At 52.0% G+C, this 11,929-nt stretch carries 12 protein-coding genes; 6 read left to right on the top strand and 6 right to left on the bottom strand.

The window, feature by feature from the left end:
* Nucleotides 1-157 precede the first annotated feature (157 nt).
* The 5 genes from pgpB to yciH all read left to right on the top strand — a co-directional run bounded on the left by pgpB (nt 158) and on the right by yciH (nt 3,808).
* Entirely contained in the window at nt 158-925 is a 768-nt protein-coding gene (pgpB, locus tag HV107_RS24475) for a phosphatidylglycerophosphatase B (RefSeq protein WP_182063588.1), read from the top strand.
* A 148-nt stretch (nt 926-1,073) separates the two neighbouring features.
* Complete coding sequence (locus HV107_RS24470) at nt 1,074-1,382, top strand: LapA family protein (protein ID WP_182061305.1); 309 nt, start codon at nt 1,074-1,076, stop codon at nt 1,380-1,382.
* Between the two features lie 6 nt (nt 1,383-1,388).
* Nucleotides 1,389-2,558 (top strand): lipopolysaccharide assembly protein LapB, encoded by a 1,170-nt coding sequence (lapB, locus tag HV107_RS24465; RefSeq protein ID WP_182061304.1) that lies wholly within the window; start codon nt 1,389-1,391, stop codon nt 2,556-2,558.
* Nucleotides 2,559-2,744: 186 nt separating this feature from the next.
* Entirely contained in the window at nt 2,745-3,482 is a 738-nt protein-coding gene (gene pyrF, locus HV107_RS24460) for an orotidine-5'-phosphate decarboxylase (protein WP_182061303.1), read from the top strand.
* A complete protein-coding gene (yciH, locus tag HV107_RS24455) occupies nt 3,482-3,808 on the top strand; it encodes a stress response translation initiation inhibitor YciH (protein WP_182061302.1) in 327 nt (108 codons plus the stop codon). The genes pyrF and yciH overlap by 1 nt, the downstream gene beginning before the upstream one ends.
* Nucleotides 3,809-3,913: 105 nt before the next feature.
* Here the strand turns inward: yciH and osmB are convergent, their stop codons facing one another.
* The 3 genes from osmB to HV107_RS24440 form a co-directional block, all read right to left on the bottom strand.
* The gene (gene osmB / locus HV107_RS24450; RefSeq protein ID WP_182061301.1) at nt 3,914-4,132 is read right to left on the bottom strand and encodes an osmotically-inducible lipoprotein OsmB; all 219 of its coding nucleotides are present in this window, start codon (nt 4,130-4,132) and stop codon (nt 3,914-3,916) included.
* Nucleotides 4,133-4,395: 263 nt separating this feature from the next.
* Nucleotides 4,396-5,148 carry a DNA-binding transcriptional regulator YciT gene (locus HV107_RS24445; protein WP_182061300.1) on the bottom strand — a complete coding sequence of 251 codons (753 nt, stop codon included), beginning with the start codon at nt 5,146-5,148 and terminating at the stop codon, nt 4,396-4,398.
* Nucleotides 5,149-5,192: 44 nt separating this feature from the next.
* Nucleotides 5,193-5,375, bottom strand: coding sequence for a hypothetical protein (locus tag HV107_RS24440; RefSeq protein WP_014070489.1), 183 nt, complete (start codon nt 5,373-5,375; stop codon nt 5,193-5,195).
* Nucleotides 5,376-5,568: 193 nt separating this feature from the next.
* Between HV107_RS24440 and HV107_RS24435 the strand changes: the two genes are divergently transcribed.
* The gene (locus tag HV107_RS24435; RefSeq protein WP_182061299.1) at nt 5,569-6,438 is read left to right on the top strand and encodes a crotonase/enoyl-CoA hydratase family protein; all 870 of its coding nucleotides are present in this window, start codon (nt 5,569-5,571) and stop codon (nt 6,436-6,438) included.
* On the opposite strand, the gene pdeR is transcribed toward HV107_RS24435, so the two are convergent.
* The 3 genes from pdeR to HV107_RS24420 all read right to left on the bottom strand — a co-directional run bounded on the left by pdeR (nt 6,435) and on the right by HV107_RS24420 (nt 11,779).
* Nucleotides 6,435-8,426 carry a cyclic di-GMP phosphodiesterase gene (pdeR, locus tag HV107_RS24430; RefSeq protein WP_182061298.1) on the bottom strand — a complete coding sequence of 664 codons (1,992 nt, stop codon included), beginning with the start codon at nt 8,424-8,426 and terminating at the stop codon, nt 6,435-6,437. The two genes, HV107_RS24435 and pdeR, sit on opposite strands and share 4 nt — an antisense overlap.
* 325 nt (nt 8,427-8,751) lie before the next feature.
* A complete protein-coding gene (locus HV107_RS24425; RefSeq protein ID WP_182061297.1) occupies nt 8,752-10,686 on the bottom strand; it encodes an exoribonuclease II in 1,935 nt (644 codons plus the stop codon).
* Nucleotides 10,687-10,774: 88 nt separating this feature from the next.
* The gene (locus HV107_RS24420; protein WP_182061296.1) at nt 10,775-11,779 is read right to left on the bottom strand and encodes a CMD domain-containing protein; all 1,005 of its coding nucleotides are present in this window, start codon (nt 11,777-11,779) and stop codon (nt 10,775-10,777) included.
* Nucleotides 11,780-11,929: the final 150 nt, after the last annotated feature.

Genomic DNA, 11,929 nt, shown 5'->3' with positions numbered 1-11,929 from the left:
CCTGTTTGGCTTTCTGTATCTGTTCATTTTGCCACAAGCTCAGCAACTTCACCTAATCGCCGCCATGCTATACGAACGTTAAACGCACGATCCGACATATCCACCTGCCGGGCTAAATTCAGTTATGATTGTGACGCTTAGCGAACAAGGAGAAGACATGCTTTCAATTGCCCGACGAACGGCAGCAGGTGCGGCCATCTTACTTATCATGCCCCTGGCCGTGTGGATTTCCGGCTGGACATGGCAGCCCGGACAACATACTGCCTGGCTTAAAGTTCTGTACTGGATAACAGAAACGGTTTCTCAACCCTGGGGGATCATTACCCATGTACTGCTGTGTGCATGGTTCCTGTGGTGCCTGCGTTTTCGTCTTCGCCCTGCAGTAATGCTATTTGCCATTCTTGCGGCGGCAATTGTCGTCGGGCAAGGGGTGAAGTCCTGGGTGAAAGACCATGTGCAGGAGCCGCGCCCGTTCGTTGTCTGGCTGGAAAAAACGCACCATATCCCGGTGGATGAGTTCTACAATTTAAAGCGTAAGGACCGTGGCGCGCTGGTCAAAGAACAACTTTCGGAACAACAGGATATTCCCAAGTTTTTGCGTAAGCACTGGCAAAAAGGAGCTGGCTTCGCGTTCCCTTCCGGTCATACGATGTTTGCTGCCAGCTGGGCGTTACTTGGTGTGGGGTTACTCTGGCCACGTCGCCGGACGGCGACGATAGCTGTGTTGCTGGTGTGGGCAACGGCTGTGATGGGAAGCCGTCTGCTGCTGGGTATGCACTGGCCACGTGATTTGATTGTTGCCACGCTTATCTCCTGGGTGCTGGTGACCTTCGCCACCTGGCTTGCCCAGAGAGTGTGTGGGCCGCTGACGCCGCCACCGGAAGAGAAGAAAGAAATCGCGGAAAGAGAGCAAAGCGGGGTCTGACGGTTGATATTCTGCATTTAGCCCATAAATCCCATGCTGGCGCGTTACTTTTTCCGTATCGCGCCCGTCACTAAAATGATAGTTTATAAGGCTGATTGCGGTAAGTTGAACACACTTTATTCGCTTGAACCACATAACGGGAAGTAATGTGAAATATTTACTCATTTTCTTACTGGTATTGGCGATTTTTGTCATTTCAGTCACATTGGGTGCGCAGAACGACCAACAGGTGACGTTTAACTATCTGCTGGCACAAGGTGAGTACCGGGTATCAAGCCTGCTCGCGGTGTTGTTCGCTGCGGGATTTATCATCGGCTGGCTGGTTTGCGGTCTGTTCTGGCTTAAAGTTCGTGTTTCTCTTGCGCGCGCTGAACGTAAAATCAAACGCCTTGAACTTCAAATTGCGCCCGCGGCTGACATTCCAGAGCGTTCTGGTGTGCCGGTAGCCAAGGAATAATCGAATATGCTGGAGTTGTTGTTTCTGCTTTTGCCTGTAGCCGCAGCCTATGGCTGGTATATGGGCCGCAGAAGTGCGCAACAAACAAAGCAGGATGAAGCAAACCGACTCTCCCGTGACTATGTTGCGGGGGTGAACTTCCTGCTGAGCAACCAACAGGATAAAGCGGTAGACCTGTTCCTCGATATGCTTAAAGAGGACACCGGTACCGTTGAAGCCCATCTTACCCTCGGAAACCTGTTCCGCTCGCGAGGCGAAGTTGACCGCGCGATCCGCATTCACCAGACCCTCATGGAAAGCGCTTCGCTGACCTACGATCAGCGCTTACTCGCGGTTCAGCAACTGGGCCGTGACTACATGGCCGCCGGTCTGTACGACCGTGCCGAAGACATGTTTACGCAACTGGTCGATGAAACCGATTTTCGAATCAGCGCGTTGCAGCAGCTGTTACAGATCTACCAGGCGACAAGCGACTGGCAGAAGGCCATTGATACTGCTGAACGTCTGGTGAAGCTGGGTAAAGACAAACAGCGCGTTGAGATAGCCCATTTCTACTGTGAACTCGCATTGCAACAGATGGGTAGCGATGACATGGATAAAGCCATGACATTGCTGAAAAAAGGTGCCGCGGCTGACCGTAACAGTGCGCGTATTTCCATCATGATGGGTCGCGTCTTTATGGCAAACGGTGAGTTTGCCAAAGCGGTTGAATGCCTGCTGCGGGTGATTGATCAGGATAAAGAGCTGGTTAGCGAAACGCTGGAAATGCTGCAAACCTGCTACCAGCAGTTGAATAAACAAGATGAGTGGGTCACCTTCCTGCGTCGCTGTGTCGAGGAAAACACCGGAGCTACCGCCGAGCTGATGCTGTCTGACGTTGTTGAACAGCACGAAGGCAGTGACACGGCGCAGGTGTATATCACCCGTCAGCTTCAGCGCCATCCAACAATGCGGGTCTTCCATAAGCTGATGGACTATCACCTGAATGATGCGGAAGAAGGGCGCGCTAAAGAGAGCCTGATGGTGCTGCGCGACATGGTGGGTGAACAGGTGCGCAGTAAGCCGCGCTATCGCTGCCAGAAATGCGGTTTCACCGCTTATACGCTTTACTGGCACTGTCCTTCGTGCCGTGCGTGGTCCACGATTAAGCCTATTCGCGGCCTTGACGGGCAGTAATTTTTTAAAACGCATTATTTTAGTTACAACATACTAATGTGTGTTTTATATATTGTCAGCACCGTGCAGTCATTAGCCTGGCAGGAAAAGAAATCGATTCTGTTCATTTGTGGCGCCGGCAGGTAGAATGCTGGCCGTTTATCTGTTCCGCGCCGCTGTGCGCCCATAGACGAAAAAGGGCTGGTCATGACGTCTGTTACTTCCTCCGCTTCCCGCGTAGTTACTGATTCTCCTGTTGTTGTTGCTCTCGATTACAATAACCGCGATGCTGCACTTGCCTTCGTCGATGGCATTGATCCGCGTGACTGCCGCCTGAAAGTCGGCAAAGAAATGTTCACGCTGTTTGGGCCACAAATCGTGCGTGACCTCCAACAGCGGGGCTTTGAAATCTTCCTCGACCTGAAATTTCACGATATCCCCAACACCACGGCACATGCGGTTGCCGCGGCTGCCGAACTGGGTGTATGGATGGTAAACGTCCATGCATCGGGCGGGGCGCGTATGATGACTGCCGCGCGTGAAGCGCTTGTACCTTTTGGCAAAGACGCGCCATTACTGATTGCCGTAACGGTTCTGACCAGCATGGACGAAAGTGACCTGCGCGATCTTGGCGTGACGTTGTCACCTGCTGAGCATGCTGAACGTCTTGCGCGCCTGACACAAAACTGTGGTCTGGACGGGGTGGTCTGTTCCGCGCAGGAAGCTGTACGCTTCAAATCTGAACTGGGTCAGGCGTTCAAGCTTGTCACACCGGGTATTCGTCCGGCAGGAAGTGACGTGGGCGATCAGCGCCGCATCATGACGCCTGAGCAGGCGCTGGCGGCGGGTGTTGACTATATGGTTATCGGTCGCCCGATAACGCAATCGGCTAACCCGGCTCAAACGCTGAAGGCCATCAATGCCTCACTGAAGAAGGGCGCGTAATGAGCGATTCTAACAGCCGCCTGGTGTACTCCACTGAAACCGGCCGCATCGATGAACCCAAAGCTGCGGCAGAGCGCCCGAAAGGCGACGGTGTAGTGCGCATCCAGCGTCAGACCAGTGGCAGAAAGGGTAAAGGTGTTTGCCTGATTACCGGTATTGATGCAGACGATGCTGAACTGGCGAAACTTGCAGCTGAGCTTAAAAAGAAATGCGGATGTGGCGGCGCTGTGAAAGACGGTATTATTGAAATTCAGGGCGACAAACGAGATTTAATTAAATCACTGCTCGAAGCCAAAGGTATGAAAGTAAAACTGGCGGGCGGTTAAAATAAGTGAGCCACGGTAAATACCGTGGCTCTATTTTTACGTGCGTAAGTCAGACCTGAAATATATTCAAAATTATCTTTATATCGGTGGCTGCCGTTATGGAGATTATTTGCCCACCTGGTGACCGATAATACCGCCAACAGCAGCACCACCTAACGTACCCAGCGTACTACCGTCAGTTAAGACCGCACCACCGATTGCACCGGCACCGGCACCAATGGCAGTGTTACGGTCGCGTTTCGACCAGTTGGAACATGCGCTCAGGGACATTGCCAGAGCAACAGCCAGAACAGCTGCGGTTAATTTTTTGCTGGTTAAAGACATAATACTTTCTCCTGAATTATCGATTCACGGAAAGAAATACACTTTAAGTATAGACCATTGGCATACTTAAATTCCGTTTCCCGTGAAAGCTGGTCGCGCAGGCGTTACGTAATCACGCAGGTGATAGTCACTTCCTGTTATATCGCTAATATTAATTTTACGATTTTAACGCTGGTTAAACAGGTAAAAAGTCTTAAAGGGAGTCCAGGAATTCTCTCAGAGATGAAATTGACGGCGCCCGGGAGCCGGGCGCAGAAAAGATATTATGCGGGGTTTTTGACAATATCGACCGTCAGGCCAGTATGTTCGAGTTGCTGGCGATGTTCGTTACTTAACCTATCATCGGTAATTACGCGACTGAAACGGGAAATCGGCCCCATCATATAAGGGTGAACCGCGCCAAATTTTGAACTGTCGGTGAGAACAATGGCTTCACACTCTTTTTCAAGTACCGCGTTAACCACATCTGAACGCATCATGTCCCGGCCGGTAAAACCTGTCTCTGCCTGCCAGCCGTCGATCCCGATAAAGGCTTTACTGAAGTGCACTTGCTGAACATATTGCCGGGTTAGAGGCCCAACCATACTCTCGCTTTTTTTCTGATAAATACCCCCGAGCAGAATCACTTCGCAGCGGGTTTCTTTAAGCAGATGAGCGATATAACTACTGACGGTGATGATTGTGATGTCTTTCTGTTCGGCAAGCGTACGCGCCAGTAGCGCATTGCTGCTGCCGTTCTCGATAAACACCGTCTCACCATTATTCACCAGAGAAGCGGCAAACTCCGCGAGTTCACGCTTCAGCGCATAGTTGTTCATCATGCGCGTTTCGACGTCTTCGCTATCAAGAGGAACGGCATACCCGTGCGCACGACGCAGGTAACTCTGTTTTTCCAGCAGATTAAGATCCTGACGGATTGTGACTTCAGATACGCCGGTGGTTTTAGCGAGGTCGACCACGCTCACGCGTCCCTGATCGATGACCATCTGTAAAATGAGTTGTTGTCGGGAATTCATAGCATCCATTTAAAAAAAACTGAACGAGGTCGGAAACGTGGTGGTTACACTTCCCACGGGGCTTTAGGTTGCGCGCTTTCTGGTGCGGTGTCGGCGCCATTCTGAGCCAGCAATTCGGATTTTAAGATCTCAAGATTACGGATAGCAGAGTGATAATCGCCCGCAACCAGGATATCCAGCACGGTATCAATACGTTGTGCCACGGTCAGTGCATCAATGTTGGACATAATTTCACCCCTGGAGCGAAAAGTTAATATTTTCAATGATGCAGAAAATAGGATCAAAAGAGAAGGGAAAAAATGCAATAAGGAAATTACATAAATGAAAGTGATAAATTTATCCCTCCTCATGCAGTGAGTTGAATGTGTGGATTAGGCTAATTCTGCGCGCAAGGCGCTTTTTTATATGAGGAATTAGACTATGACAGTTATCAATCAAGCTACTTGCACACTGTTCACTGATGCTGAACGTTTTACCCAACTCGCTGCGTATTATGAGGAGGAACGCCACACCGTCTGGATGATGTTGAAGTCCCAGCCACGACCTTGCTTCAACCACGCGTTGATTGAGGAGATCATGAACTTGTCCTGGCTGGTGCGGCAGTCTGGTTTTGTTGTCGACTTCTGGGTCACCGGCTCGCTTGTTCCTGATATGTACAACACGGGGGGCGATTTGAAGTTCTTTGTCGATTGCATACAGAACGGGCGTCGCGAGGCATTACGTGCCTATGCCCGAGCTTGTGTCGATTGCGTACACGCCGCATCACGCGGTTTTGATACTGGCGCTATTACACTGGCGATGGTTGAAGGCAGCGCCTTAGGTGGTGGATTTGAGGCGGCCCTGGCGCACCATTTTGTTCTTGGCCAGCGCGATGCACGTTTAGGATTTCCTGAAATTGCCTTCAACTTGTTCCCGGGTATGGGGGGGTATTCGCTGGTTGCCCGTCGTTCAGGTATGAAACTGGCGGAGGAACTTATCTACAAAGGGGAGTCTCATACTGCGGAGTGGTACGAACAGCACGGGTTAGTGGATGTCCTTTTCGAGCCAGGACAAAGCTATATGGCGGTACGTACGTTTATCGACACATTACAGCCGAAGATGAACGGGGTAAGGGCAATGCTGCGCGCCCGTACACGCGTGCTGCAACTTCCGCGTAGCGAGTTGATGGACATTACTGAAGATTGGGTCGACGCTGCGTTTTGCCTCGAACCCAAAGATATTGCCTATATGGAGCGTCTGGTTATGCTGCAGGACCGCCACCACGCTGCGGGTTTACGCAAAGCCAGTTAACGCATTTTTCGCGCCTGATAACGCTTTAGCCATCGCTCGAATGCGGCAGCGGGCATAGGCTTAGCAAACAGGTATCCCTGCCGTTCATTGACGCCGTTCTTAGTCAGAAAGGCGTCTTCTTTTGCGCTCTCTACACCTTCGGCAATAACTTGTAAATTCAGCGCCTGTGCCACCGCAACGATCGCACGCACCAGCGATTGTGAAATCGACTGCTTATGAATATCCCGAACGAATGACTGATCGAGCTTAATCGCATCGATTGGGAAACGCGCTAACTGCGAAAGTGACGAGTACCCCGTACCAAAGTCATCCAGGTGGATTTGCGCCCCGAGTTGGCTGAACTGCTGGATAACCGAAAGCGCCAGTTCTTCGTTTTCAATCAGGCAGCTTTCGGTTAATTCCACATCGATAGGGCAGTATTCAAAGTTTAAATCCTTCAGCGCCTGTTTTAAATCGCTGAAAATGGTCTGATCGGCAAGCTGACGCGCCGAGACGTTAACTGCGACGCGCAGATTAATGCCCTTATCGCGCCATTTGGCAACCTGGCGTACCACATCGAGCATAACCCAGCGGCCAAGCGGCACAATCAGCCCCGACTCTTCGGCATAGGAGATAAACTCCAGCGGCGGGATAAGGCCGCGCTCCGGTGACTGCCAGCGTACCAGCGCTTCCAGGCTTCTGATTTCGCCACGCCAGGTCATTTTTGGCTGATAGTGAATTAGCAACTGATCGTTATCCAGCGCTTTACGCAGGTTGGTATCAAGCCAAAGGTACTCGAAAACGCGCTGGTTCATCTCTGGCGAGAAGACGCAGAACTTACCGCGGCCGCTCTCTTTGGCGGTATACATTGCTGTATCTGCGTTACGAATGACGCTTTCGCGATCGATGCCGTGCTGAGGCGCAAGGGCGATACCGAGCGAGCAGCCGGTATAAATCTCAATCAGTCCGATGCGGAATGGCTGGCGTAAGCGGGTGAGGATCCGCGAGGCCATCGCCTCCAGCGTACCTTGCGAAGTGTCCGTTGCCAGCACGATAAACTCATCGCCACCGAGACGGGCGAGGATTTGCCCATCATCCAGACAACTCAGGATCGCCAGGGCAACCGCCTGTAATAACTGATCGCCGAACATATGCCCGTAGGCATCATTTACCTTTTTGAAGTTATCCAGGTCGAGATACACCACGCCGACCTGGGTTTCTCCGCGCGCCTCTATGGCGTCGGATATCAGTTCGTGGATAGCATTCCGGTTAGGCAACCCAGTGATGGTATCGGTATTCGCCAGCACGCGCAGGCGCTCTTGGGCGCGGCGTTCCTCGGTGATATCGGTTCCTGAACAGATAAGGTAAATTTCATTCTTACCGCTGCCGCTGTGAACAAATTTGTTTCGGAACAGAAACAATCTTTGTCCCTTGCGCGTTTTGATCCAGCGCTCGACTTCATAGGAACTGCCGTTACGAAAAAAACCGGTAATGTTGCGTTTGGACGCGGCCGCTTCACTGCGGCTCATGAACAGCTTAAAGACGTTCTGGCCGATTACTTCCTGTTCTTTCAGACCGGTATACTCTTCGCTAAGACGGTTGAAACGCTGAATGTTCCCGTTTTGATCGAGGATGACAATCACGGAGTTGGCTTCGGAGACAACCTGCTCTGCAAATGAGAGTCCCTGGAGCAGGTCGCGGGCAACAGAAGGGGTATCGTTCCAGGCCGATGCTGTGCCAGCCCACTCTTTTTTATTGATTTTACGGCCGACCAAATGAACAGGGACATCAACACCATACAGTGGCAACGTCATCGTAATGCTGGAGGTAATAACGGTAAGTTGACGAATGAGATCGGCCTGCTCATCACTCAGCGCAACGACCTGAATAACATCGGCACTTTCGCTGGTGGCCAGATGCAGAGCATTGCTATCGGCTGTCAGTCGCCACCAGGGGCTGTGCGTACCCATGTAACGAAACAGCAAATTCTGCTCCAGATCATCCATCATGTTTTCTCCTGCGGCTGCTCATTAGCGCAAACATTATTCAATTGCAGTCGACTTTTCCGTAGTGAGACAGCGGCAAAACCGAAGTGAACTTATTGTTTTTTCCCAGTTTTATTATATTAAAACGAGTCGCGTCAAAAAGGATACGTGCGGTATAAAAATTCACGTAACCGGATATGACGGCTCTCTTTTAATGTAGATAATTCTGGCAAGTTTTGGCGGGCAGAAGAGGAAAATAATAAGAAAAAATGATGATTTGGCGAAATAAGACGGGTTGAAGATATGTCGGCCTTTCCAAAAAGGAAATGACCGACATTTTAATAAGTTATCAGGCAGCAGGGCGCGCGATAATGCTACGGGTTTCCATGCGAACTTCAGCGATGGTTACGTCAATCACGTCTGTGACTTTATAAACCGTTTCGCCTTTGATTTGCACGGTACCGTTTTCCTGGCTACAAACCAGTTCATCACGAACAGCGTGCAGGAATGGCGCAGGGATAAAGGCAACCGCGCCATTATCAACCAGACGTACACGCATCCCACCACGGCTGATATCGATGATCTCTGCCGGGAAACGGGTGTCAGTACCTGCTTTGTCGTTCAGGAAACGCGCATACAGCCAGTCACCGACATCGCGCTCAGCCATGCGGTTCAGGCGGCGACGTTCCGCCATCTGTACCGTGGTATCGTCCTGCGGACGCGCAATGGACTCGCCTTTGATAATCGCTTTCAGCAGGCGATGGTTAACCATATCGCCATACTTACGGATTGGAGAAGTCCAGGTTGCGTAGGCTTCAAGGCCCAGACCAAAGTGCGGCCCTGGCTCAGTGCTGATTTCAGCGAAGGACTGGAAGCGACGAATGCGGCTGTCCAGGAAACCGGATGGTTGTGCATCCAGCTCGCGGCGCAGTTTGCAGAAGCCGTTCAGCGTCAGCACTTCTTCTGGATCAACGTGAACATCATGGTTTTTCAGCAGGGCAGCCAGCGCTTCGGTGTTTGCCGGATCAAAACCGGTATGCACGTTGTAAATGCCAAAACCTAATTTGTCGCGCAGCACGCGCGCGGCACAAATATTGGCGGAAATCATGGCTTCTTCAACAATGCGATTCGCGATGCGACGCGGCTCTGCGACGATATTCAGCACTTCGCCTTTTTCACCGAGAACAAAGCGGTAATCAGGACGGTCTTTAAATACCAGCGCGTGAGTGGTACGCCATTCGCTACGGCTCAGGCAGATGCGATGCAGCAGACGGATCTGCGCGGCAATAGCCTCGCTTTCTGGTTTCCAGCTGCCGGAATTTTCCAGCCAGTCAGAAACGTCGTCATAGGCCAGTTTGGCTTTAGACTCGATGGTGGCGGCAAAGAATTCGATATCGTCTTCAATGGTCCCGTCAGCAGCAATGATCATGCGGCAGGCGAGAACAGGACGGATTTCGTTTGCACGCAGCGAGCAGAGATCGTCGGACAGTTCGCGTGGCAGCATCGGGATGTTGAAGCCCGGCAGGTAGTTGGTGAATGCGCGAATTTTCGCAGCATCGTCCAGCTTACTGCCTTCAACGATCCATGCCGTTGGATCGGCAATCGCTACGGTCAGATGCATTTTGCCGTCAGCTGACTCTTCAGCAAACAGGGCATCATCCATATCTTCAGTGCTGGCACTGTCGATAGTGACAAAATCCAGAGCAGTCAGGTCACGACGTGCCAGACCTTCGTCCTGCATTTCGGTTGCTACGCCATCTGGCGCTTCTTTTTCAAGATTATGGCGTGCCAGCGTCACCCACCATGGGACGAAATGATCGTCGCCAAAGGTAATGAACTGGGTCAGTTCCGCATAGAAACCGCGATCGCCTTTCAGAGGATGACGGCGCATTTCAGCAACGGCCCAGTCACCTTCTTTAAAATCATGCTCAACACCACGCGCAGCGCGGCACGGAATGGCATCTTTCAGCAGGGGATGATCCGGAACGATAGACAGACGGTCGTCTTTTTTATGTACCTTACCCACGAAACGGGTCAGGAAAGGTTCGATCAGTTCTTCCGGCTCGGCGGACTCACGTTCTTTCTCGGTGTGAATGACGGCAGTGACGCGATCGCCGTGCATCACTTTTTTCATCTGCGGAGGCGGAATGAAGTAGCTTTTCTGCGCATCGACTTCAAGGAAGCCAAAGCCCTTTTCCGTGGCTTTTACGACCCCTTCTGCACGCGGCGTCTGGGAATGCAGTTGCTGTTTTAGCTGCGCTAGCAGCGGGTTGTCCTGAAACATAATGTTCTATTTTCGTAGCCATTGAGCGGCTGACAGTTTTACGCGATTCTCACTGCTACAGCAAGCGCTCTTTAGGTAATTAGTATGGTTATTCCCCTTTACCGAAGGCGATGCCAAGACGGTCAAGCCAGCCGTTAAATGCACTCCAGGTAAGAAGATTAATTGCCTGAACTTCGCTCAGGCCACTTTGGGTCAGAGGGGTAAACTGTGCGGCGCTGAACCGGTCTGGGGAGCAGTTTAGCAGCACAGTTGCACTAGCCAGTGCCGCAGAGGATGCATCATCGACAGACGAATGAATACCGCCGGTCAGGATCTCCCCGGTCAGGGCAAGCAGGGCCGGCTCATGACACAGAACGGGCGTCAGCGCCTGAAGTTCAGGTTGCGCCTGCCAGCGGGCGAGCAGTTCAAGCTGCTGGGCACTGGCATAGCGCAATTCGACAACGGGCAGGTTGCACTCCCATTCGCCCGGAAGCCTGTTCGTGCCACTGATTAGCGCATGAGGCTGGATATGATGCCCCGGCAGCCAGCGCACAGGATGCCCCAGTAAGGCCTGAAACGCCGCCACCACGCGTGCCTGGAATCCAGTAAAGCCGATTATCTGGTTGATCAGCACAATGTCGTAGGTTGTCAGACCGACTTCATCGAGTTGTTGCTGCGCTTTATCGTCGATAACGTCAGGAGAGCTGGCAAGCTGGCGGGCATATTGGGTAATTTGGGCAAGGCGGCGATTGCTTTCTCGTGAGGAATCCGGGCCGGGAAGCGGGGCGAGCAGGGCAGCGTAGTGGTTACAGAGCCGTTGAACGCCGCACGCCTGAGCAACGGTCAATGCAGTGCTCAGCCTGTCGTACGCGCTGAGTGTCCGCAGACGGCTTACGGCGACGTTGAGCGGAAACAACTGGTGACAGAGCGCTCTGGCAGGGGCAAGCCAGCTTTCGCATCCGGTGACAATCTCTTCGGGAAGGGCTAAATCGAGCAAAAAACGATCGTCAACGTAAGCGGCTTCGGGTACCAGAGGCAGAACATCCGTCTGCGAATGATTTGACTGGGTTTCATGATACCAGTGGCCTTTGCCAGAAAAACGGCGTTGTTCCATGGGCGTTCCTTGATCTCAAAATGGCGATCAATATCCTGGCGTAAGGCGGATGAGGGGAAAAATATTGTTAGGTGATAATAAATAGCAGAACGGAATAACGAAAGGTCTTGCAGGAGAGGAAAAACTCTCTTCCCGGGCGGGAAGAGAGTG

Origin of the sequence: Enterobacter sp. RHBSTW-00175, assembly GCF_013927005.1 — a bacterium.
Classification (GTDB): domain Bacteria; phylum Pseudomonadota; class Gammaproteobacteria; order Enterobacterales; family Enterobacteriaceae; genus Enterobacter.
Note: the sequence above shows the minus strand (reverse complement) of the source record. Positions and strands in the feature narration are given on the sequence as shown.

Excerpts from the sequence above, each read along its gene's own strand:
- lapB (WP_182061304.1), top strand. The coding sequence starts at position 1,389 with ATGCTGGAGTTGTTGTTTCTGCTTTTGCCTGTAGCCGCAGCCTATGGC.
- osmB (WP_182061301.1), bottom strand. The coding sequence starts at position 4,132 with ATGTCTTTAACCAGCAAAAAATTAACCGCAGCTGTTCTGGCTGTTGCT.
- HV107_RS24425 (WP_182061297.1), bottom strand. The coding sequence starts at position 10,686 with ATGTTTCAGGACAACCCGCTGCTAGCGCAGCTAAAACAGCAACTGCAT.
- HV107_RS24445 (WP_182061300.1), bottom strand. The coding sequence starts at position 5,148 with ATGAATTCCCGACAACAACTCATTTTACAGATGGTCATCGATCAGGGA.
- HV107_RS24440 (WP_014070489.1), bottom strand. The coding sequence starts at position 5,375 with ATGTCCAACATTGATGCACTGACCGTGGCACAACGTATTGATACCGTG.
- pyrF (WP_182061303.1), top strand. The coding sequence starts at position 2,745 with ATGACGTCTGTTACTTCCTCCGCTTCCCGCGTAGTTACTGATTCTCCT.
- pdeR (WP_182061298.1), bottom strand. The coding sequence starts at position 8,426 with ATGATGGATGATCTGGAGCAGAATTTGCTGTTTCGTTACATGGGTACG.
- pgpB (WP_182063588.1), top strand. The coding sequence starts at position 158 with ATGCTTTCAATTGCCCGACGAACGGCAGCAGGTGCGGCCATCTTACTT.
- HV107_RS24435 (WP_182061299.1), top strand. The coding sequence starts at position 5,569 with ATGACAGTTATCAATCAAGCTACTTGCACACTGTTCACTGATGCTGAA.
- yciH (WP_182061302.1), top strand. The coding sequence starts at position 3,482 with ATGAGCGATTCTAACAGCCGCCTGGTGTACTCCACTGAAACCGGCCGC.
- HV107_RS24420 (WP_182061296.1), bottom strand. The coding sequence starts at position 11,779 with ATGGAACAACGCCGTTTTTCTGGCAAAGGCCACTGGTATCATGAAACC.